The organism is Companilactobacillus paralimentarius, assembly GCF_963227125.1.
GTDB classification, from domain to species: Bacteria; Bacillota; Bacilli; order Lactobacillales; family Lactobacillaceae; genus Companilactobacillus; species Companilactobacillus paralimentarius.
The window spans coordinates 1,505,686-1,527,171 of the sequence record NZ_OY724131.1 but is presented as its reverse complement, the minus strand read 5'-3'; the positions used below and the strand labels follow the sequence as shown (position 1 = coordinate 1,527,171).

Genomic DNA, 21,486 nt, shown 5'->3' with positions numbered 1-21,486 from the left:
AAAAACTATTCATCAATACGATTTGACAAAGAGCCCTATATTTTAGATTATTCATAAATCCAAATATAGACGCCATTTTTTTATGCAACTGTTTCTACTTTTGAAGTTTTACGACTTTTAGGCATAACCAGATTTAGGATAATAGCGGCAATGGCTGCTACGGCAATTGGTGATCCTAATAAGTATTGAAGAATTTGTGGAGCATTTTTAGTTACATTAGCTGGTAAGAGAACTAAAGCCAAAGTTAATACAATTGGTAGGCCAATAATGTAAAGGTCACGATCAGTTGTTTCAAGACCACGGATGACGTTCAAACCGTTTAACATAATTGTAACGGTAATAATAGCGAAGACACCACCGATAACTGGCGCAGGAATAGCAGCTAAGAAGGCTGACAATTTACTGAAAAATCCTAGAATAGAGAACCAAATTCCGGCAAAAAGGAATACTCGCTTGCTGGCAACACCAGTAATGGAAATTACACCCGCATTAGTTGAGTAACCTGTAACAGGAGTTGTACCGAGAAGAGCAGCAACTAAACAGCTTAATCCTTCGCCGATAATACCATGGTTCCATTGTTTATCAGTGATTTTATGATTAGTAACAGCACCCATAGCAAACCAAGTACCAGTTGTTTCAGTAGTAATTACGGCATAGATGATAATGAAGGTAATGATGGCTGAAGGTGAGAAATTGATACCCCAGTGGAAGATAGTTCTTTGGGGGAGTCCAAACCAAGCAGCATCAGCAACAGTTTTCCAATCGAACATGCCCATCATGCTTGATACCAAGGTACCAACACCTAGTGCTAAAATAATTGAACTAGTTCTAAAGAAACGACGAACCTTAGGAAACTTCAAGCTGATTCCGACAGAAATAACTAAAGTTAAAGCGGTGATAGAAGCTAAAATAATATTCTTATCGATATTTCCAGGAGCATTGAAGATATTACTGTTTAAAGCTGTAGGAATCAATGAAAGACCAACACAGGTGATGATGGTACCACCAACCATAGCAGGTACTAATTTATTAATGATTTTTTGGAAAACACCTGTGGCACCTAAGATGATTAAAATGATGGAACCTATTAACAAGGCACCAATCAAGGTTCCCATTCCGTTTCCTTTAAGACCTCCAGAGGCCAAAACGACTCCGGCTGCAGCACCTAGTGGAACAAATGATGGACCCTGTGAAACAGGCATTTTCATAAAGAAAAAGGTTTGTAAGATTGTGCCAATACCAGCAGCTAAGAAAGTTGACTGCAAGAGTCCCATTTGATCTCCTAAGCCCATAGCCATCATTCCCGCAAGAACGATAGGAGGTACGTAAATATCCATTGCTAAGACGTGTTGAAGTCCTAAGAATCCGGCTTCTCCCAGACCAATTTTATCGTCTGGTCCAACTAATAAATTACTTTTATTATTTTCCATTTTCTTCTCCTAGATTATCGTGAACTAATTTTCCAGATACATAAACCTGTTTGATGTTCTCTTTGTTAGTGTGATAAATCAATCTTTCAAAGATTTGTTGAGGTTCATTGGATGATAGTTCATAGTATTGATCTTGAACAATTTGTAAATCAGCTTTGAAACCAGCCTTAATTTGACCAGTTTTGAGATGAAGAGCTAAAGCACCGCCAACAGTTGCTAAATAAAAAACATTTGCAGCTGTTAAACGACTATTTTGTTTAGTTTCATCCTGTAAAGTTTGAGATGACATGATTGCTTGTTGCATATTACGATAAAGGCTTGGAGAGAACCCTCCAGAGATATCAGTTCCTAAACCAACTTTTACTTTTTGTTGGTGGGCTACTTTGACACGCATGACATTGTTACCAAAGTAGACGTTAGAAATTGGACAGTGAGCTAAAGCAGTTTGTTTATTGTGAAGTAGCTGGAGATCACTGTCACTTAATTGAGTACCGTGAGCTAAAACTGTTTTGTCAGTTAGTAAGCCGAATTGATCAAGTACTTCAGCATCTCTTTTGTGAAAACGATTGATAGCATACTGATCTTCCCAGATACTTTCGCTACAATGAGTTTGAATAGGGAGATTGTATTCAGCTGCTAATTTTCCTAGACCGCTAAGAGTATCGTCGGTACAACTAGGAACGAAACGAGGTGTGATAACCGGAGTTATTTCAGCTTTTGTTTGCTTTTGAAGTTGAAGAACTTTTTCAATGAAACGCTTAGTTTCGTTAAGAGCCTCCTGAGAAGAGTTATCACGATAAAAATCAGGTGTTTGTTCTGGATTATCCATTGCAACTTTGCCAATGAAGGCTCTTTGACCTAGACGAGCACATATTTTTGCAAGGATTAAATTAGCATCGGTATCAACTGAGCCAAAGAAAAGACCAGTCGTTGTTCCATTTGCTAAAAGTTCAGAAATGAGGTTTTGGTAAACCTTTTCAGCATAAGCTAGGTCCTTAAACTTAGCTTCCAATGGAAAAGTATACGTATTGAGCCATTCCTGAAGTGGTCGATCCAAAGCTAAACCAGCTTGAGGCCACTGTGGTGCGTGAATATGTAAATCAGTAAATCCTGGTAATAAATAATTACCAGGTGGTAAGATATGAAGAATCTTTTGTTGCTTAGCAAGTTGTTTGACAGATTGATAATCAGAATCTTCAACGGATATTACACGGTCAATAATGCCTGACTGGTTTACACATATAAGTACTTTTGGTGTAAAATCCGCCTTGTCAAACGTTGCCGAAGAAACGATGGGTCCTTCAAAAACTATTTGATAGGTGATAATCTAACACTTCCTTAAAATTTGTTGTCCTTAGAATAACATGAATGATTGTGTAAATAAATAGTAAAATGTTCGTGTTTTTCTTAAATAAGAAAATAGTACGCTTCCAAAAAAAGGAAACGTACTATTTTTTAATATAAAAATAATTTTGAAATAGGTTGTAGTTGCTTTTAAATTAGGATATTTAGAATTTAATAAATTTGTTTTTTAAAAAATGAATTTATTAAAAATATATGAAATTCTTTTATAAAAATATTTTATTTTAATTAAATAGACTGATTGTAATTATTTCTTTACAAAAGTTACTAAAAAAACTTCTTGATTGTATATACAATCATGACTACACTAAAAATGAAATCGATTACAAAAAAGGAGCGATAAAATGACTTATGCAATGATTGGTACTTGGAGAATGGCTTATGAAGGTTTGTGTAAAGGAATGGATCTTTTAAAGACTAATGGAAAAAGTTCGGATGCTGTCGAAGAAGCTATTAAAGAAGTAGAGAATTATCCTTTCTTTAAATCAGTTGGTTATGGTGGATTGCCCAATGCTAATGGCTTGGTAGAAATGGATTCTGCTTTTATGAATGGTGATACTTTTGAAGTTGGAGCTGTGATGGGAATCAGTGATATTAAGAATCCAATTTCGGTAGCCAAGAGATTAAGTCATGAGCATTTTAATAGCGTCATGGTAGGAACAGGTGCTACTCAATATGCATCACAGAATGGCTTTGAGCGAAAAAATATGCTGACCGATCGTGCTAAAAAAATTTGGGAAAAGAGAAAGAGAGAGATAGCCGAAAAAAATCTTTCACCTTACGATGGTCACGATACTGTGGGGATGGTAAGTCTTGATCAGAACGGATCAGTTTCGGTAGGTACTTCTACATCAGGATTATTTATGAAGAAACCTGGTAGAACTGGGGATTCAGCTCTGGTGGGAGATGGATTTTATGCTGATAGTGAGATTGGTGGTGCAGCTGCAACTGGATTAGGAGAAGATATTATGAAAGGGTGCCTCTGCTATGAAATTGTTCGTTTGATGGGAACCGGATTAAACCCACAAGAAGCATGTGACCAAGCTGTTTATCCGTTCGTTGAAAAATTAAAGAAACGCTATGGCAAAGCAGGTGAATTCTCATTGGTTGCTCTCAATAAAGAAGGTCAATGGGGTGTGGCAACAAATGTTGAATTCACTTTTGCTGTAGGAACAGAGACTAAGGAACCTAAGATTTATATTGCTTATCCAGAGGATGGCAATAAGACTAAGATCAATCCAATTACTCAAGAGTGGTTGGATGCTTATGAAAAAAGGATCAAGGCTCCGATAGATTAAGAGGGAGTTTTTATGAAGTATTTATATAGTGAGATAGCCGATAAGTTGGAACAGGATATCAAGAATGGTGAATTTGGAATTCATCAAAAATTACCAGTAGAAAATGAATTGTCGTTTCGTTTTGAAACTTCACGTTTAACGATTAGAAAAGCTATAGAAGAGTTACAAAGGCGTGATTTAGTTGTAAAAGATCGCAATCGAGGAACCTTTGTTTTATCACCCGAAACTAAGAAAATTTCCAGTGGACTAAATGGACTATATAGTTTTAGTGAAGTAGCTAAAAGACAGCATATAAAACCAGAAACAGTTGTTTTGAATTTGGAGACAGCTCGAGAAGTACCTTCGTTGATAAAAAAGCAACTTCAGTTACGAGGCGATGAATCGCTTTGGAAATTGGAACGATTAAGATTGGGTAATGGCGAGCCTTTGACGCATGAAGAAATATATTTACAAAAACGCTTTGTACCTGATTTAACAAAGGAAAATGCAGCTACGTCATTATTTAAAATGATTGAAAAAAATATTTCGATTGCCTATGCCAGCCAAGAGTTGGAGGCAGTTATTCTTGAAGGAAAAGTAAGTGAACTTTTGAAAAGTAAACCAGGAGAACCAACTTTTTTGGCTCATACGACGTCATATTCAGCTGATGGATATCCAGTTTTACATGACGAATCGTACTATCGATCTGATAAATATAGTTTTCATAATATCTTGTATCGTCATCATTAGTTAGGAGGTTGGAAAAATGAAAGTGATTATATTATTAGACCAAATTCAAGCTGGTCTAGGTGGTAAGGAAAAAGCCGATACCGAATTAGGTGGTAAGAAATTGGCGATGGGTGCAGCCGATACGATTGATAAAACTTTAAAAAAGAAGGATTCCTCAATTATGGCTACTTTTTTCTGTGGGACAGAATTTTATGAAGCCAATAAGGAAGTTGTTCAAGGTAAAATCACTCGTATGTGTCAAAAGATGCAGCCGGATATTTTATTGGTTGGGCCAACTTATGATTATAGTGACTTTGCAAAAATGGCTTGTGAAGTAGGATATGCAGTAGAAAGTAACTCAGAAATTCCGGTTGTGGCAATGGTAGCTCAAGAAAAAAATACTGATATTATTTCTGAGTATAAAGACAAATTGAATATTGTTAAAATGCCTAAAAAGGGTGGCACGGGTTTATCAGATTCTATTGATAAAGGAATTGAATTGTGTGCTAAAAAAGTGAAGAAAGAAGATACAACTGAATTTGTGAATAAATATTGTTTTTAGAAGGGAATGATCTTCATGCAAAAGAAATTTGAGCAAATATTAATGCCTGTGGCGACAAAGTTAGCCAACAACGTAGTTTTACGTTCCTTACGTGATGGTTTTCTAATTATTACTCCTTTAATTATTGTTACTTCTATTTTCTTATTGATTGGAAATTTTCCAATTCCCGGTTGGGCAGATTTTTGGACAGGGATTCTTGGCCCTCAATGGACAGAATGGTTTAGTGCTGTTTCTGACTCTGTGTTCAGTTTTACTGGTCTTTTAGCATGTTTTGGTATTTCTTATGCATATGGTAAAAACCGTGGTCTACGTGCGGTCCATGCCAGTGCGGTAGCAATTGTTTCATTCTTGATTATGACTCCAACCACAGTTGAAGTTGGTAAAAAGACGGTTGGCGCTGTCCAAACAATTTATTTAGGGCCTAATGGTATTTTTTTAGGATTATTTACAGCCTTAGTCAGTGTTGAATTGTTCCGCTTTGCTATTAAACGTAATTGGACTATAAAAATGCCTGATGGTGTTCCACCAGCAGTAAGTGAATCTTTTGATGCTTTGCTACCAAGTGGTTTTGTAATTTTGGCATTCTTTTTAGTTAGAATTATTTTTAGTTTAACTGATTTTGGTACGGCTTATAATTTCATTTATACAATGTTACAAGCACCATTAAAGAACGTTGGTAATTCATTACCATCAGTATTGCTTTACAATTTCTTAGCCTCGTTACTTTGGTGTTTTGGTATCAATGGACCAACTATTACAAATAGTGTTTGGTCGCCGATTTTCTTTGTTTTGACTCAAGATAATCTTAAAGCTTTCCAAAGTGGACATGCTTTACCTCACATTTATACACAACAATTTATTGATATTTTTACAACATACGGTGGTGGCGGTAGTACGCTGTCACTTCTGATCGTAATGTTATTCGTTTGTAGATCAAAGCGTATTAAAGAACTGGGTAAATTAGCCATTGTTCCAGGAATATTTGGTATTAATGAACCTTTGATCTTTGGTCTACCAGTTGTTTTAAATCCTATTATTGCTATCCCATTTATTATTGTGCCAGTTGTGAATACTTTAATTTCGGGGATTGTTTTTAGTTTACATTGGATTCCTTATACTAACGGGGTTATGTTGCCATGGACAACTCCACCATTGATTTCCGGATGGCTTTCGACGGGAAGTTGGTTGGCTTCTGTATTACAGCTGTTTGAATTAGTACTTGGAGTTCTAATTTACTATCCATTTGTTAAGATGCTAGATAAACAGTATTTGAATGAAGAAGCAGTTGCTGAAGAGGCAGAGGATGTGGATATTGATTTTAGTAATATTTAAGGAGAATAAAATTGAAAGAGATTAGAACAGACTTTCAAAAATTATTTGATGAATCCAAAGATGAATTTCTAACTTATTTCACGGATCTGATTAGAATTCCTAGTGTTAATGGTCATAAAACTTATCAGGCTCCATTTGGAATAGGACCCAAACGTGCTTTAGAATATATATTGAATTTGTCCAAAAAGTTAGGCTTTAGAACTGGTCAAGCTGGTAATTGTGTAGGTTGGGCTGAATACGGGCCAGAGACTGAGGATTATTTCGGAGTTCTGGGTCATCTTGATGTAGTTGATGTTGTGGATGACTGGAATTATCCACCTTTTGACCTAACCTTAAGAGAGGGATATTTCTATGGTCGTGGAGTGCTAGATAATAAGGGACCATTACTATCAACACTATTTGCACTATATTTAATTAAAAAACAACGAATTCCTTTAAATAAACGAATTCGGATTATGTTTGGAACTGATGAAGAAATGGGAAGCCGTGATATTCCCTATTTTTTAAAAGAACAAAAACCACCATATGCCGGGTTTACACCTGATTGTAAATTTCCCATTGTCTATGGAGAAAGAGGGATCGTTGATTTAACTGTTACTTTGCCAATTACAGATGGGTCATTGGAACAAATTGATTCACTCAAAGGAGTATTCGATCATAGTTTTTTACCAGATTATGCAGCCATTACTGTTAACGGTAAAAAGACTGAATACCATGGTAAGAAAGCACCCAGCAATGCTCCAGACATGGCTAAAAACGTTTTGCCAGAATTAGTTGAGGATAATCAAGACTTAACTGGACAAACAGGTAAATTATTCCAATGGCTCAATCGGAAAATAGCCAATCAATATAATGGTAAAAATTTAGGATTAGATTATCAAGATGAAGATTCAGGTGAACTTCAATTATCATTTTATGATTTAGAAAAAGGCATTGATGAATTGAATTTTAGTATTTCAATGCGTTATCCGGTGACTATTTCTGAAGATATGATTTTGAGACAACTTAAAAGTCAATTTTTGAAAAGGATGGAATTAAGAATTAATCGTAGTTTTCCATCTACTGTAAAGGATAAAGATTTATCTTATATGCAAAAGTTCTCAAAAATTTATGAGGAAGACACTGGATTAAATGGGGAGCCGGTAACAACTACTGGAGCAACTTATGCACGAGAGATGCCTAATATTATTGCTTTTGGACCGTCTTTTCCTGGTCAAAAGGGAATTGCTCATAAAGGTGACGAATGGTTGAAATATAGTGATTGGTTGATGATGATGCAAATTTATTATGATTGTTTTATTAGTGAGTTAGTTGATGAACAATGATAAAAAGCAGATATTTATTAGAGTTAGTAACTTTTCTCTAAATAAGTATCTGCTTTTTTGAATCATTTTATTCCTGTAAAGGGTTACAATGATAAATAGATATTATTGCAAGGAGAACATCATGGACTATAAATTAATTGCACTTGATATGGATGGTACATTATTAAACAGTAAAAAGGAAATTACAGAACAAAATAAAGAGGCCATTTCAAAGGCCATGGCCCAAGGAGTGAAGATAGTTCTTAATTCCGGAAGAGCATATGATGGCATTGCGTACGCCTATAAAGAACTAGGCATTTCCGGAGCTGATCAATACATGATTAACTCTGGTGGGAACATTATTGAGAGTTTAGACAAAAAAATTATTTATAAAAAAGTAATGGAAAATAATACTTGTGAAAATATTGCTCGTGATTTAAAGTCCGAGAAAATTAATTATGTATTGATTGATATTGAAGGCAATAGTTATGATTCTTATCAAGAGTGGATGGAGAAACGTATGCTAAACACAAATTTGGCAATCGCTAAATTTATGATTCATACTCATAAGCGCAATTTAGAAGAAACAGCGGAAAAACTTCATCAAAAATACGATGCTAAATTTTTTGTCGTCGTCACAAGTAAACGTGATATTGAAATTTTCCCTAAAGAGGTCAATAAAGGTAAAGCTTTGGAAAAACTTGCTAAACATCTAAAAATAAAGCCAGAACAAGTTGTGGCCATTGGAGATCTAGACAATGATATTCCAATGATCAAATTTGCAGGGCTAGGAGTTGCTATGGGCAATTCACCAGAAAATGTAAAAATCATTAGTGATGAGGTTACAGCCGATGATAATCATAGTGGTGTTGGTCAAGCAATTGAGAAATATGTTTTAAAATGAGGAGGCTTTTGATGAATTATAAACTGATTGCTTTGGATATGGATGATACATTATTAACTACTGAAAAAACAATATCTGCTAAGAATCAAAAAATAATTAAACAAGCTTTAGAGCAAGGAATCAAAGTTGTCTTATGTTCTGGCAGAACGCATAATGCGATTACAGGCTATGCTAAAACATTAGGAATTAGTGGTGAAAATCAGTACATGATTACTAATGGTGGTGGCATGATTGAAAATATGGCCGGAAAAGTTATCTTTTCGAGAACGATGAATAACCAATTTTATCGTGAATTTGTTGACTTCATTAAAAGGAACCAATTGCATTACAATGTGGTCGATGATAAGGGTAATACCTATACTAGTCATGTGGAAAAGATTGACAAATATACTATTACGCAAGCTTTTGAAAATGATAATGGTCTCTATATTCGTGAACCAGAAGAATTACCAGATGATTTTGAAATTGTTAAGGCAATTATCAATGGACCTGAGCAACAATTGGATGAAATTTCAGAAATGGTTCATCAACATTTTGACCAAGACTATTTTGTTGTACGAACAGGTGTTGGTTTCTTAGAGATCTTTCCCCAGGATGTCAATAAAGGTGAGGCCGTTAAACAGTTGGCTGCTCAATTGAAGATTGATTTAAGTCAGGTTATGGCTATGGGAGATCGTGATAATGATATCCCTATGCTAAAAGTAGCTGGTAAGGGAATTGCAATGGAAAATGCTACTAATGGTGCCAAGGCCGCTAGCGATTATGTAACTGCTGACAATAATCACGATGGTGTTGGTTTAGCTATTGAAAAGTTTGCTTTGTAGGAATCCGGCGTTTTAGTATTTTTAATCTACGAATATAGAAACTCTAAAGCAAAAGAACGGCTTTCATTAAGTATTCAAGATAGATCCTTTACTTGAATCTCTTAATAGAGGTCGTTTTTATTTTACAAAATTGCGTATTAAAGATACTTACCACAAGAAAACTAATTGAAAAATTATTTAGTCTGGAGTAAGAATCGATCTGGATTACTTTCCAGTCTTCTTTGTTTTTGCCAGAATTTACGGAAAAGTAATATAATGAAGAAGTATTGAAAACGCTAACGGGAGGCAATTTATGAAAAAAATCATTAATAAAACTGAGGATATTGTTCCTGAAATGATCTCAGGACTTGTAAAAGCTAATAGTGATTTAGTGAAACAGATTGATGGTACAACTGCGGTTGTGAGAAATGATTCCAAATTTGCTGAAGAAAAACAAGTCGGTGTTGTATCCGGTGGTGGTAGTGGTCACGAACCTTTACATGCTGGATATGTTGGTGATGGGATGCTGAGTGCCGCCGTTGCTGGTGAGGTCTTTACTTCACCAACTCCTGATCAGATCTATGAGGCTATTAAAGCCGTTGATCATGGTTTGGGTGTTTTGTTGATCGTAAAGAATTATTCCGGTGATGTTATGAACTTTGATATGGCTAAAGAAATGGCTGAAGCTGATGATATCAAAATTAAATCAATCGTTGTGGATGACGATATTTCTGTAGAAAATAGTGAATTCACTCAAGGTAAACGTGGAGTAGCAGGAACGGTCCTAGTTGAAAAAATCGTTGGTGCTGCTGCTCGTTTGGGCATGAATCTGGATGATCTGGCTGCTTTGGGTCAAAAAGTAATTGATAGTACTAAAACGGTCGGAATCGCTCTACATGCCGCTACTGTTCCTGCTGTTGGTCATCCAGGCTTTGAATTGGGTGATGATGAAATTGAATATGGTATTGGTATCCATAATGAACGTGGCTATTCAGTTGAGAAGATCCAACCATCAAAGGAACTGGCTCATGAATTGATTAAAAAGATTATGGGTGAGTTTCCTGACCAAACAGGTAATTTTGCAGTATTAATTAATGGTATGGGTGCTACACCTTTGATGGAACAATATATTTTTGCTAATGATGTTTTAAACGAACTGGCAGCTGATAATATTTCTGTTGGTTTCAGCAAAGTTGGTAATCAAGTGACATCTTTGGATATGCAAGGTATTTCGTTGACGATAATGAAAGCTGACGATGATTGGATCAAAATGTTGAAGGAACCTGTAGCAACAATTGGTTGGTAGAAAGGGAGCAAACTAATGGAATTAAATTTGGCAGATACAAAAAAATGGATAGAATTATTTGTAAAAAAAGTTGAGGCTAATACGTCTGAACTAAATGAGCTCGATACGGCTATTGGTGATGGGGATCATGGTAGTAATATGGCTCGAGGCATGGCGGCAGTTACTGACGCGCTTTCTAAGAAAGAACCAGCTGATTTAGCTGAACTATACAAGACAGTTGCATTTGCAATGATTCAAAAAGTTGGTGGAGCTTCTGGTCCTTTGTATGGGACGGCTTTCTTAGATATGTCGAAGCAAGCTAAAGAAACAACTGATTTGGCTAAGTTAGTTCAAGTAGGGTGCGATGGGTTGAAACGCCGTGGACAATCTGATGTTGGTATGAAAACCATGATCGATGTTTGGCAACCAGTTGCAGAATCATTGAAATCTGATGATTTTTCTAAGAACGTAGTAGAGGATGCCTTAAATGCTACAAAGGATATGGTTGCAACTAAAGGTCGTGCTAGTTACCTGGAAGAAAAATCTAAAGGTCATTTGGATCCTGGTTCACAATCAAGTGCTTATCTGTTTGAAGCCTTACTCGAAGTGTTAGGAGAATAAAAATGAAATACGGAATAGTGATCGTGTCGCATTCATTTGAAATTGCTGAGGGTGTAAAAAAATTAATTTCTCAAGCCGCACCAGACCTGTCAATTACTACAGCTGGAGGAACTGACGATAATGAAATTGGTTCATCGTTAGAGAAAATTCAAAAGGCGGTAGATGATAATACTGGCGATGAGATATTAGCTTTTTATGATTTAGGAAGTTCGAAAATGAATCTCGAAATGCTGATGGAAATGACTGATAAGAAGATTCATAAATACGATGTTGCCCTAGTAGAAGGAGCTTATACAGCTGCTACATTGGCTGAAGTTGAGTCACCATTAGCCACAATTGAAACCAATTTAGAACCATTAAAAATAAAATAGATTGATAAGAGTCCAACAATTTAATATTTGATTGTTGGATTTTTTGTTCTTTGGCGAATTTTATAATCAAGTTAGCCACTTTAGAAAAATGACAAAATAAAAACACCAAGACGTAAAAATCAGGTATCATTGGAGTTCTCACACAAACAATGAAAGAGGTTTTTCGTCTTGGTGCTAGAACAGAATATCATAAATCGTCCTAAAGGACATCATTTAACTGAAATTGAACGTGGAAAGATTGCTTCCTTTCATTCAATTGGCTACTCGAATCGCCAGATAGCTAAAGCTATCGGCGTTTCACCTCAGACTATTAATAATGAAATTAACAGAGGTACTGTTGAGCAGATCAAGAAAGTTAATGGTAAAGTTCAACACTTGAATTGCTACTTTCCTGACACTGCACATCAAAAGTATGTAAAGAACCGTAAGCTTTGCCATCGTCCTTCTAAATTCGACCAAGTCACAGCCTTTTTAGGCTTCTTTGTAAGCCAGTTCATAGATAATGGATGGTCACCTGATACGGCCGTTGGACGAGCTAAGAACGAAGAATTATTCTTAGTAGATGAAATGGTTTGTACTACTACACTTTACAAATATATTGATGAACAACGACTTGAAATCCGGAATATTGATCTGGTAGAAAAGTCAACTAGACCGACTAAGCAACATACTTCAAAAAAGCATAAGCGTCTACTTGGTCGTAGTATTGAGAAACGCCCTAAAAGTGTTGATAGCAGAGAATCCTTTGGGGACTTTGAGATAGACACGATTGTGGGCAAAAGAAATGGCCATGAGAGTGTCGTCTTAACGCTCATAGAGCGTAAGACACGCTTTGAAATAATGAGACTTATTGACGGTAGAGATGCCGACTCTGTAGATTATGCTATGAAAGAGATCATAAAGAACTATGGTGATCTTATCAATTCAATCACTGCAGACAATGGCCCTGAGTTCTCTAATCTATCATCTGATATGGCTGGCGTTGCGGATGTTTACTTCACACACCCATATACATCTTGTGAACGTGGAACAAATGAAGTACATAATCGAATGATACGTCGTGACTTGCCCAAAGGGCTGTCACTGGATACAGTCAGCCCAAAAGTAATAAGAGACATAGAATTTAAGCTCAACAATATGCCTAGAAAGTTATTGAACTATAAAACGCCACAAGAACTCTTTGCTAGTTCCTGTGGCGCTTAAAGACATATTTATAAACTTCAAATACTGATATCACTTGGATTCAATTTATTTTGTCCAAGTGGCTAACTTGTTATTGAAATTTTCGTTTTTTGTTCTTTATTAAATTTCATTAGAAAAGAATATTAGTCCTGTCCAAAATGTCTATAAAATTAGAGACCCTTTAATGTTGATTGTATGAATCAGCTTTATTATACTAAATAATAAGTGAAAATATTAGACTTTTATTAGTATTTATTTAATATTATTAATAAAATATTTGACAGATTAATTTAGAGTGCTAATCTTACAATTAAAATTATAAAAAGGGGGTTCAACTCTATGGGCAAATTAATTGGTATTACTGCAGATGTTTATTTAGGGGCGACTGACGTAATAAACCAAAAATTGATGGACTTCGTACCACGACCAATTGTTGATGGGGTGTTAATGGCAGGTGGTATTCCTGTAGGATTGCCGATTCTACCAGTCGATAAAGTAAATCAATTAATTGAGAGAATGGATGGAATTATTTTCTCCGGTGGACCAGATATTGACCCTAGTTTCATGGGAGAAGAACCTATTCCTAAGTTAGGCGTGACTAATCGCAATCGTGATCGTTTCGAAATTGCGATGATTAGGACTGCTGTCGCTAAAAAAATTCCTATTTTTGGAATCTGTCGTGGTGCGCAAATGATCGATGTAGCATTAGGTGGAACGATTTATCAAGATTTAGGAACTCAGTACTCAGGCAAATTAATTAAACACAAGCAACAAGCTCCCGGAGATCAACCCACTCATTTTGTAAGAGTAGACTATAACTCTAAACTGTATAAAACTATTGGTGATAATGTCTTTGTCAATTCTCGACATCACCAAGCTATTAAGGAAGTACCTGATTTTTTAAAGGTTGTAGCGACGGCTTCTGATGGAGTAATTGAAGCTATTGAAAATGATGATGCCAGTATCCAGGCAGTCCAGTGGCATCCGGAAAATTTGTGGCGTCATGATTCACAAGAATTGGCCTTATTTAGTGATTTCATTTCCCGCATTGGTAATCCAAATAGGATGGAAAGTGGTTCGATTTAAATAAAAATAATTGAATATAAATAAAACTGGTGGAATTGTCGACTTTGAATTAATCAATCCTGATAATTCTACTTTTTAATTTATTAAATAAAATATAATAAAACTATATTTGTCAAAATAATTTTTTTATAGTATTATCATTTTTGAAAACTGAATAGATTTCTTCGGGGCAGGGTGTAATTCCCGACCGACGGTAACAATTCTTAGAAATTGAAGTCCGTGACCCGCGTAAGCGGTGGATCTAGTGAAAGTCTAGAACCGACTGTAAAGTCAGGATGGTAGAAGAAAATAATATTTCATGCTATTGATAAGTCTTTTTTGGACTGCTCTCGTATGAGGTCTTATTTAGCTTATCTTGAAAGCCCTGCAAACATAATTGCAGGGCTTTTTTTGTGGGGTGAATAAGAATTGAAAGATTTTATGAAATTGGCTTTTTTAGAAGCTAGAAAGGGACAAAACACGTGGACAAATCCACAAGTTGGTGCTGTCTTAGTCAAGAATAACCAAGTATTGAGTCAAGGACATCATGAGACTTTTGGTGAGGCTCACGCTGAAGTTAATGCTTTAAAAAAATTGAACGATATAACTAAGGCTAGGGGAGCAACATTATACGTTACTTTGGAGCCATGTTCACATTTTGGTAAGACGCCACCTTGCGTTCAAAAAATTGTAGAAATGGGAATTAAAAAAGTGGTGATTGGTCAAGTTGATCCTAATCCGATTGTCAGTGGAAGAGGAATCAAATACTTGCGGGATCACGATGTTATAGTTGAAAATCTTGAAGCTTCGACAAATTTGAATACTGCTTACAATTTTTTTTACAAAAATAAACGACCACTGATTACAGTAAAGTATGCGATGACCTTGGATGGAAAAATTAATCAAGATAAAAAAGTTAGATCTTTGATTTCTAATCAAAAAGCATATGAAGACTCTCAGCAATTACGTAGCCAGAATCAAGTAATTTTAATTGGTGAAAATACGTTAAAAATTGACAATCCAAGACTAACCGTTCGTAGTCAAAACTTAATGTTTCCCCCGATTCGAGCAGTGATGGTACGAGATATCAATATAGTTGATTTAAATAGTCACCTATTTCAATCTCAGGAACCAATTTGGCTTTTCAGTGCAACTAAAAATCAGCACAAACTGCCTAAGAACGTGCAGATATTTGTTGGCGAATGGAATCCACAGAAAGTTATCAAGCTGTTTGCTAAGAAGGGTTTGGAGTCAGTATTGATTGAGGGTGGTAGTCATCTTCAGGCTGATTTTGTAGAGCAAGGTCTGGTGGATAAAGTTGTAGTTTATTTGGCTAATAAGGTCTTTGGTCGTGGATTACCAGCTATATGGGATAAAAAAATACCCTCCATGCAATTTAGTGATTTAGACGTGGAAAAATTGGATTCAAATCTAAAAATAACAACGTGGAGGATAGGTTGATGTTTACAGGCATAGTAAAAGATATTGGTCGAGTGATAGCGATAAAGGAATCTAAGAATAACTTTATTTTGACAATTGGGCATCACTTGGATTCAGTTCATTTGGGAGACAGTATTTCGATAGACGGTATCTGCTTAACGGTTACGAATCGAGAAGTACAGCAATTTCAAGTTGAAGTTATGCCAGAGACGGTTAAAAGAACCAATATTGCAGACTTCACTCCTGATGAGAAGGTCAATTTGGAGCCAGCATTGAAGCCTACTGACGAAATGGGTGGTCATTTTGTTTTAGGACATGTTGATACAACCGGTAAATTAATTCAGAAAGAAATCGCTGGAAATTCAACTTTACTGACTTTTTCGATCGCACCAGAATACCTACCAGATTTAATTGAGAAGGGTTCAATAGCCATCAACGGTGTCAGTCTGACTTTGATAAAAGTAACTGAACAAGATTTCCAAGTCGGTATTATTCCTTATACCAGTAAAGAAACTGTCCTAGGTGCTTTAAGCATTGGACAAACGGTCAATTTGGAAACGGATATTTTAGGAAAATACATTAATCAAGCATTTCAACGGGGGGATCAAAATGACAATTAAAGCAACTATTCAAAAAGTAGAACATGCTATTGAGGAGTTAAAGCAAGGCAAATTGATTATTGTAGCTGATTCAACAGAACGTGAAGCCGAGGGTGATATGATCGGTTTAGCCGATTTTGTAACTCCTGAAACAGTTAATTTTATGATTAAACATGCTAGAGGTTTGCTGTGCGCGCCAATGAGTGCTGATCGTGCCAAAAAGTTAGGTCTACATTTGATGACGAATTCGCATGATGCTTTTAATACAGCTTTTACAATCAGTACAGATGCCAAAACAACGACGACTGGTATTTCAGCTTTTGATCGTGCGAAGACCCTTAAAGAGTTGGCGACTTCCAATGATCCTGAAAATTTCTATCATCCAGGGCATATTTTCCCCTTAATTGCGAAAGACAATGGTGTATTAGAACGTGATGGACATACTGAAGCGGCAATGGATTTGGCTAAATTAGCTCAAGTGTCGCCAGTTGCTTATATCTGTGAAGTTGTTAAGGAAGACGGCAAAATGGCTCGTAGACCAGAATTAAAGGCCTTTGCCCAAGAGCATGAGATGTCTCTAATTACGATTACGGATATTGTTAATTATCGTTTTGCATGTGATGACAATGTTTTGACTGAAGTTTCAGATGTTGATTTACCAACTAAGTATGGTCATTTTCGTTTGAAGTCATTTACTTTCAAAGATGAACCAGTATTAGTAATTTATAAAGGTCAAATTACACAGCAGAAGTCTGTTTTGATGCGAATTCATTCAGAGTGTTTCACTGGCGATGTCTTAGGTTCAGAACGCTGTGATTGTGGTGAACAGTTAGCAGATGTTTTGCAAAAAATTGAGGATAACGGTTCTGGAGCACTGATTTATTTGAATCAAGAGGGCCGAGGAATCGGGTTAATAAATAAATTACGAGCTTATCAACTTCAGGATCAAGGTTTAGATACAATTGAGGCCAATGAAAAATTAGGTTTTCCAGCTGATCAACGAAATTATCGGATTGCAGCAGCTGTGTTGGAAAAGTTGAAAATTAAGTCCGTTTCACTGTTAACTAATAATCCCGATAAAATTGAACAACTACAACAAATGGGAATTGACGTTAATCGTGTGCCATTGGAAATGAAACCTAATGTTCATGATCAACATTATCTAGAAACTAAGAAACAAAAATTTCATCATTTGTTAAGTGAGGTTAAATAAAATGCCAGAAATTACAGGACAATTAAATGGCGAGAAGCTAAAGATAGCTATCGTGGTTGCCAAATTCAATGAGATTGTGACAGGTAAGTTATTAAAAGGAGCTCAGGAAAAATTATGGCAACTGAATGTTGCTAAACAGAATATTACCGTAGTCAAAGTTCCTGGAGCAATGGAAATTCCTCGAATTGTTAAGTTATTATCTGAAAGTGGTCGGTTTGATGGAATCATTGCTTTAGGAGCAGTTGTGAAGGGCGAAACGGCACACTTTGATTATGTTTGTGCTGAATCGGCTGCAGGTGTCAGTCAGGTTTCCCTAAATGGTTCAGTACCAGTAATGTACGGTATTTTGACCACTGAAAATATGGTTCAAGCACTGAACCGAGCTGGAGGTAAAGCTGGGAATAAAGGTTCTGAGTGTGCCGTTGATGTTGTAGAAGTAGCAAATTTAGAGCTAGAAATAAAAAATAACGTGAGAAGATGATTTTCTCACGTTAAGGATTTAAATAGTTTCAAGCGATGGTTCTTGAGTAGGTTTAGGATAATATTTGTCTAAAAGTCTTAGTTCATCTTCTGTGAATTGAACATCTATCGCAGCTAGATTACTTTGCATGTGTGTGACTGAACCAGTTTTAGGAATGCTAAGCAGGTCATGATTTCGAATAACCCAAGCCAAAAGTAATTGGTGAACAGAAATATTTTTAGCTTGAGCCATTTCTTTGATAACTGGTTTAATGTTTAAGTATTCGCTACCGTCAGAGCCAAATGGTGAATATCCGACAAAGGACATGTCATGCTGTTTTTGCCAAGGTAGAATTGAATATTCAATTCCGCGACTGCCAATGTTGTAGAGGTCTTCATTAATACGGCAGTTTTGACCATTTTCTAAATTAGAAAGTTCTTTTAAATCAGCCAAATCAAAGTTGGAAACACCCCAATTTTTAATGAGACCGGTCTGAACCATTTGTTCTAAGCCAAAAATTGTTTCAGAAAGTGGAGTGTCACCACGCCAATGAAGCAGGTAGAGATCTAAGTAATCAGTTTGTAGCCGTTTAAGACTCGCCTTGAGACTTGTTTTAATTAATTCTGGTGTAGCATGGAAAGGATAGAATTTAGAAATCAGTTGTAGATCTTCGCGATGATAATCTTTCATGACGTTGCCAACTAAGGATTCAGATAGGCCTTCACCATACATTTCGGCGGTATCAATTAAGTTAATACCATGATCTAAACCGTATCTGATGGCTTGCATTTCTGCTTCAGTTTGAGCCTGATTACCTTCACCAAGATGCCAAGTGCCAATACCGATAGCAGAAGTGTTTTGATGATTAAATGTAATGTATTTCATGAATAAGCCTCGCCTTCTAATAGTTATTATTATCTTAATTATAAAACAGTGTTTACGTTTTATATAAAAATACCAACCAATATTGGGATAAATTGGTTGGTATTTTGTTATCAATTATTTTAAGAAATTTAATGTTGCTGTTAAATCAGAAACCATATGTGTTGGCAAAATAGGCGATGGCGTTTCAATCTGTGGACGATTAATCCAGATGGAAGGCCAATTCATTTTATCAGCGGAGATAATGTCGCTGTCGTAACCTTCGGCAATGTGCCAGTGATTTTGAGCTGTAAAACCATATTCTTTTTCAACAGTTTTAAAGAAACGTAAATCAGGCTTGTAGGCATGAACATCTTCAGCAGTCCAAACATCGAATGGAACTTTGAGACTTTGAACGTTTTTATCGATGATATCCCATGAAGAATTTGACATAAGGATGAGTTGATAATTACGGTCAATAAGTGTCTGCAACGTATTAATTACTTCTGGAAATGGTTTTAAGTTCTGATGAGCAATTAAAACATCAACGAAGTACTTTTCAAATTGATGTTCTAAACCAAATTGGTAATCTAAATGAATTAGATTATTTCGAGTAAGTAAATCGTAATCTAAATAGGGGTGCATATTATTACGATCATCCTGATAATTTTGAAAACGTTGGCGAGCAAGTGTTGAATCAACTCCAATTTTACGAGCTAATTTTTCGATTTCATCGTAAGTGTTGTTTTCATTTAGTAAAGTGCCATAACAGTCGAAGGTGAGATATTTTTTTGACATGACAAAGGCCTCTTTTTTATAGAATTATGATAACCAATCAAAAATATTTTGAATATTATTGCTCCAAACTTTCCAAGAGTGATCACCCTCAACTGGTATCCAAGTATAATGACCTTTGGCGTGAATAGATAGGAAGTTTTTGAACATGACATTGTCTTCATGCATAAAGTCAGTATCACCACAGAGAGTCAAAATAGGTAATTTGGGTTGACGATTATTATAAATATTAATTAATTGATTCTTAGCAATTTTTTCAGGACTATCAAAAATGGCATTGAAAGTATCTTTTGTCATAGGACATTTAGGATTATCTCGGAAGTGCTCAATGTCGGTAATAGGTGATAGAGCAGCCACTTTACCAAATTTATCTGGATTTTTAAAAGCAAATTTCAAGGCACCATAACCCCCCATACTTGAACCAACAATGTAATTTTTAGATGGATCTTTAGAAATAGGTAGTAGTTTTTGCATTTTAGGCATAAGTTCATCCATAAAGAAAGAATAGTAGGAAATGAATTTAGAATCAGAGTAAAAAGAATTCAAGCCATCGGGCATGATGATAGCCATATTGTATTTACGAGCAATTTCCTCAATGTAAACATGTTTACTCCAAGCAGTACTATCACCTGTGTAGCCATGCAGTAACCAAACTGCCGTGTAATCTGTTTCATCAGTATCAGGAATAACAACAGAAGTTTTGAAGTATGTATGTAAGTAGTTTGTACGATAACTAAGATTCATTAATACCATTATTAGGCCTCTCAATATCAATTATTAGTATTTATGAAAATGGTAAACATAATTCTAAAAAAATTCAATGTTCATAAAGATATTTCTTGAAATGTAAATAGTTGGTATACAGTTCAAGCATGTCAGTAATATCGTGCAAATCAAGATTGAAATAGTCAGAAATTTTGTTTAATCGATAATTAGTCGTGTTCCGATGAACATTCAATCTAGTTGAAGTGTCGGTCACATTACCATTTGATTTGAAGTAACAATCGAGAGTGTCAATTAATTCAGTACCAGCTCTTGTTTTAAGTAAATTCTTGAAAGTATTAATGATTTTGTCTGAATAGAGTTGGCTTTGGAGTAATTTATTGAGAAAACTGATTTGGTAATAGTAGTAGATATCAGTTAGTTGCAATTCATAAACGACTTTAATAGTATCAATCGCTTGTTGAACAGCTTTTTTCAAATTGGTACTCTGATTACTGATACCAATCATGATTTGGTTGAGTTGACTAAATTTTAGATATTTTTCTAAATTGTCGGTGTTACGGGTGATAATCAATTGTTGATGCGGTGTTTTACTGAAATAGAAGTCACCTTCAAGAATTGTGGGTTGATTATCTGTTTCGAGGATAACGGCATAGCGCTTTAATTCTAGATTGATATTCAAAGCTTGAGCTCGGGACTTCAATTCTACGTTTTCAGAGATATTGTCGATTGTCGTCCATTGATAAAGAAAATGATTTAATGATTCTTTACGTTGATTTTCAGCCTTAGAACTATTGATCTGAGTAATTAGTAATTCAGTTGATACCTTCAGTAGTGAAGCTAATGGGGTAACTTTCTCAGGATCACCAGTGATACCGATAACGCCAATTGTTTTGCCTTGAAATTCGACAGGGATGTTCACACCAGGCTGTCCGAATTTACCAAAGGATTCAATCATAGGCTTGGTTTTACCACTTTCAATAGTTTCAATGGCACCAATGTGTAGAGTATTGATACGGTCCTTATTACCACTAGCGATAATATAACCTTTTTCATTCATCATATTAATATTGTACGGAATACTTTCCATCATCCGATCAACAATGGATTGTGCTAATTTGGGGTCTAATTTCATAATTTTATCCTTGTTAAAGATTAAGCAAAGTTG

22 protein-coding genes and 1 riboswitch are annotated in these 21,486 nt (G+C 35.6%); of the genes, 16 read left to right on the top strand and 6 right to left on the bottom strand.

The window, feature by feature from the left end; translation table 11 throughout:
• Positions 1 to 80 precede the first annotated feature (80 nt).
• Together ACI6PB_RS07375 and guaD are read right to left on the bottom strand one after the other, a co-directional pair.
• Positions 81 to 1,430, bottom strand: coding sequence for a uracil-xanthine permease family protein (locus ACI6PB_RS07375; protein WP_025086311.1), 1,350 nt, complete (start codon positions 1,428 to 1,430; stop codon positions 81 to 83).
• On the bottom strand, positions 1,420 to 2,757 hold the full coding sequence (guaD, locus tag ACI6PB_RS07370) for a guanine deaminase (protein ID WP_373887550.1): 1,338 nt from the start codon (positions 2,755 to 2,757) through the stop codon (positions 1,420 to 1,422). The genes ACI6PB_RS07375 and guaD overlap by 11 nt, the downstream gene beginning before the upstream one ends.
• A 379-nt stretch (positions 2,758 to 3,136) precedes the next feature.
• Between guaD and ACI6PB_RS07365 the strand changes: the two genes are divergently transcribed.
• The 16 genes from ACI6PB_RS07365 to ribH all read left to right on the top strand — a co-directional run bounded on the left by ACI6PB_RS07365 (position 3,137) and on the right by ribH (position 17,960).
• Positions 3,137 to 4,090, top strand: coding sequence for a N(4)-(beta-N-acetylglucosaminyl)-L-asparaginase (locus ACI6PB_RS07365; protein ID WP_025086029.1), 954 nt, complete (start codon positions 3,137 to 3,139; stop codon positions 4,088 to 4,090).
• Between the two features lie 12 nt (positions 4,091 to 4,102).
• Positions 4,103 to 4,819 carry a GntR family transcriptional regulator, LSA1692 subfamily gene (locus ACI6PB_RS07360; RefSeq protein ID WP_309510886.1) on the top strand — a complete coding sequence of 239 codons (717 nt, stop codon included), beginning with the start codon at positions 4,103 to 4,105 and terminating at the stop codon, positions 4,817 to 4,819.
• A gap of 16 nt (positions 4,820 to 4,835) precedes the next feature.
• On the top strand, positions 4,836 to 5,360 hold the full coding sequence (locus ACI6PB_RS07355) for a GrdB-related putative oxidoreductase (RefSeq protein ID WP_025086028.1): 525 nt from the start codon (positions 4,836 to 4,838) through the stop codon (positions 5,358 to 5,360).
• Between the two features lie 15 nt (positions 5,361 to 5,375).
• Positions 5,376 to 6,692, top strand: coding sequence for a PTS sugar transporter subunit IIC (locus ACI6PB_RS07350; protein WP_025086027.1), 1,317 nt, complete (start codon positions 5,376 to 5,378; stop codon positions 6,690 to 6,692).
• A gap of 11 nt (positions 6,693 to 6,703) precedes the next feature.
• The gene (locus ACI6PB_RS07345; RefSeq protein ID WP_025086026.1) at positions 6,704 to 8,017 is read left to right on the top strand and encodes a Sapep family Mn(2+)-dependent dipeptidase; all 1,314 of its coding nucleotides are present in this window, start codon (positions 6,704 to 6,706) and stop codon (positions 8,015 to 8,017) included.
• Positions 8,018 to 8,138: 121 nt separating this feature from the next.
• A complete protein-coding gene (locus tag ACI6PB_RS07340; protein WP_025086025.1) occupies positions 8,139 to 8,900 on the top strand; it encodes a Cof-type HAD-IIB family hydrolase in 762 nt (253 codons plus the stop codon).
• Between the two features lie 11 nt (positions 8,901 to 8,911).
• The gene (locus tag ACI6PB_RS07335) at positions 8,912 to 9,724 is read left to right on the top strand and encodes a Cof-type HAD-IIB family hydrolase (RefSeq protein WP_025086024.1); all 813 of its coding nucleotides are present in this window, start codon (positions 8,912 to 8,914) and stop codon (positions 9,722 to 9,724) included.
• A gap of 292 nt (positions 9,725 to 10,016) precedes the next feature.
• Entirely contained in the window at positions 10,017 to 11,009 is a 993-nt protein-coding gene (gene dhaK, locus ACI6PB_RS07330; protein ID WP_025086023.1) for a dihydroxyacetone kinase subunit DhaK, read from the top strand.
• A 15-nt stretch (positions 11,010 to 11,024) separates the two neighbouring features.
• The gene (gene dhaL, locus ACI6PB_RS07325) at positions 11,025 to 11,609 is read left to right on the top strand and encodes a dihydroxyacetone kinase subunit DhaL (RefSeq protein WP_025086022.1); all 585 of its coding nucleotides are present in this window, start codon (positions 11,025 to 11,027) and stop codon (positions 11,607 to 11,609) included.
• A gap of 2 nt (positions 11,610 to 11,611) precedes the next feature.
• Positions 11,612 to 11,980 carry a dihydroxyacetone kinase phosphoryl donor subunit DhaM gene (dhaM, locus tag ACI6PB_RS07320; RefSeq protein WP_025086021.1) on the top strand — a complete coding sequence of 123 codons (369 nt, stop codon included), beginning with the start codon at positions 11,612 to 11,614 and terminating at the stop codon, positions 11,978 to 11,980.
• Between the two features lie 168 nt (positions 11,981 to 12,148).
• On the top strand, positions 12,149 to 13,183 hold the full coding sequence (locus ACI6PB_RS07315; RefSeq protein ID WP_059075255.1) for an IS30 family transposase: 1,035 nt from the start codon (positions 12,149 to 12,151) through the stop codon (positions 13,181 to 13,183).
• A 318-nt stretch (positions 13,184 to 13,501) separates the two neighbouring features.
• A complete protein-coding gene (locus ACI6PB_RS07310) occupies positions 13,502 to 14,248 on the top strand; it encodes a gamma-glutamyl-gamma-aminobutyrate hydrolase family protein (protein ID WP_404277665.1) in 747 nt (248 codons plus the stop codon).
• Positions 14,249 to 14,404: 156 nt separating this feature from the next.
• Positions 14,405 to 14,539: riboswitch (FMN riboswitch) on the top strand.
• A 117-nt stretch (positions 14,540 to 14,656) separates the two neighbouring features.
• Positions 14,657 to 15,688 carry a bifunctional diaminohydroxyphosphoribosylaminopyrimidine deaminase/5-amino-6-(5-phosphoribosylamino)uracil reductase RibD gene (ribD, locus tag ACI6PB_RS07305; protein ID WP_404327223.1) on the top strand — a complete coding sequence of 344 codons (1,032 nt, stop codon included), beginning with the start codon at positions 14,657 to 14,659 and terminating at the stop codon, positions 15,686 to 15,688.
• Positions 15,688 to 16,287, top strand: a complete 600-nt coding sequence (ribE, locus tag ACI6PB_RS07300) for a riboflavin synthase (protein WP_025086000.1) — start codon at positions 15,688 to 15,690, stop codon at positions 16,285 to 16,287. Before ribD ends, ribE begins: the two co-directional genes overlap by 1 nt.
• Positions 16,277 to 17,479 carry a GTP cyclohydrolase II gene (gene ribA, locus ACI6PB_RS07295; protein WP_404327222.1) on the top strand — a complete coding sequence of 401 codons (1,203 nt, stop codon included), beginning with the start codon at positions 16,277 to 16,279 and terminating at the stop codon, positions 17,477 to 17,479. The genes ribE and ribA overlap by 11 nt, the downstream gene beginning before the upstream one ends.
• A gap of 1 nt (position 17,480) precedes the next feature.
• A complete protein-coding gene (gene ribH, locus ACI6PB_RS07290; protein ID WP_025085998.1) occupies positions 17,481 to 17,960 on the top strand; it encodes a 6,7-dimethyl-8-ribityllumazine synthase in 480 nt (159 codons plus the stop codon).
• A gap of 18 nt (positions 17,961 to 17,978) precedes the next feature.
• Here ribH and ACI6PB_RS07285 read toward each other — a convergent pair whose 3' ends face one another.
• The 4 genes from ACI6PB_RS07285 to ACI6PB_RS07270 form a co-directional block, all read right to left on the bottom strand.
• Complete coding sequence (locus ACI6PB_RS07285; protein ID WP_025085997.1) at positions 17,979 to 18,824, bottom strand: aldo/keto reductase; 846 nt, start codon at positions 18,822 to 18,824, stop codon at positions 17,979 to 17,981.
• Positions 18,825 to 18,938: 114 nt separating this feature from the next.
• A complete protein-coding gene (locus ACI6PB_RS07280; protein ID WP_404327221.1) occupies positions 18,939 to 19,598 on the bottom strand; it encodes an HAD-IA family hydrolase in 660 nt (219 codons plus the stop codon).
• A 24-nt stretch (positions 19,599 to 19,622) separates the two neighbouring features.
• Positions 19,623 to 20,348, bottom strand: coding sequence for an alpha/beta hydrolase family protein (locus ACI6PB_RS07275; RefSeq protein WP_025085996.1), 726 nt, complete (start codon positions 20,346 to 20,348; stop codon positions 19,623 to 19,625).
• Between the two features lie 64 nt (positions 20,349 to 20,412).
• The gene (locus ACI6PB_RS07270; protein WP_404277649.1) at positions 20,413 to 21,453 is read right to left on the bottom strand and encodes a CdaR family transcriptional regulator; all 1,041 of its coding nucleotides are present in this window, start codon (positions 21,451 to 21,453) and stop codon (positions 20,413 to 20,415) included.
• Between the last annotated feature and the right edge of the window lie 33 nt (positions 21,454 to 21,486).

Bases quoted from the DNA above. Each gene is read 5' to 3' on its own strand.
- ACI6PB_RS07275 (WP_025085996.1), bottom strand. From the start codon at position 20,348: ATGGTATTAATGAATCTTAGTTATCGTACAAACTACTTACATACATAC.
- ACI6PB_RS07280 (WP_404327221.1), bottom strand. From the start codon at position 19,598: ATGTCAAAAAAATATCTCACCTTCGACTGTTATGGCACTTTACTAAAT.
- ribE (WP_025086000.1), top strand. From the start codon at position 15,688: ATGTTTACAGGCATAGTAAAAGATATTGGTCGAGTGATAGCGATAAAG.
- dhaK (WP_025086023.1), top strand. From the start codon at position 10,017: ATGAAAAAAATCATTAATAAAACTGAGGATATTGTTCCTGAAATGATC.
- ACI6PB_RS07365 (WP_025086029.1), top strand. From the start codon at position 3,137: ATGACTTATGCAATGATTGGTACTTGGAGAATGGCTTATGAAGGTTTG.
- ACI6PB_RS07285 (WP_025085997.1), bottom strand. From the start codon at position 18,824: ATGAAATACATTACATTTAATCATCAAAACACTTCTGCTATCGGTATT.
- ACI6PB_RS07270 (WP_404277649.1), bottom strand. From the start codon at position 21,453: ATGAAATTAGACCCCAAATTAGCACAATCCATTGTTGATCGGATGATG.
- dhaL (WP_025086022.1), top strand. From the start codon at position 11,025: ATGGAATTAAATTTGGCAGATACAAAAAAATGGATAGAATTATTTGTA.
- ACI6PB_RS07310 (WP_404277665.1), top strand. From the start codon at position 13,502: ATGGGCAAATTAATTGGTATTACTGCAGATGTTTATTTAGGGGCGACT.
- ACI6PB_RS07355 (WP_025086028.1), top strand. From the start codon at position 4,836: ATGAAAGTGATTATATTATTAGACCAAATTCAAGCTGGTCTAGGTGGT.
- dhaM (WP_025086021.1), top strand. From the start codon at position 11,612: ATGAAATACGGAATAGTGATCGTGTCGCATTCATTTGAAATTGCTGAG.
- ACI6PB_RS07375 (WP_025086311.1), bottom strand. From the start codon at position 1,430: ATGGAAAATAATAAAAGTAATTTATTAGTTGGACCAGACGATAAAATT.
- ribH (WP_025085998.1), top strand. From the start codon at position 17,481: ATGCCAGAAATTACAGGACAATTAAATGGCGAGAAGCTAAAGATAGCT.
- ACI6PB_RS07350 (WP_025086027.1), top strand. From the start codon at position 5,376: ATGCAAAAGAAATTTGAGCAAATATTAATGCCTGTGGCGACAAAGTTA.
- ACI6PB_RS07340 (WP_025086025.1), top strand. From the start codon at position 8,139: ATGGACTATAAATTAATTGCACTTGATATGGATGGTACATTATTAAAC.
- ACI6PB_RS07335 (WP_025086024.1), top strand. From the start codon at position 8,912: ATGAATTATAAACTGATTGCTTTGGATATGGATGATACATTATTAACT.
- ACI6PB_RS07360 (WP_309510886.1), top strand. From the start codon at position 4,103: ATGAAGTATTTATATAGTGAGATAGCCGATAAGTTGGAACAGGATATC.
- ribA (WP_404327222.1), top strand. From the start codon at position 16,277: ATGACAATTAAAGCAACTATTCAAAAAGTAGAACATGCTATTGAGGAG.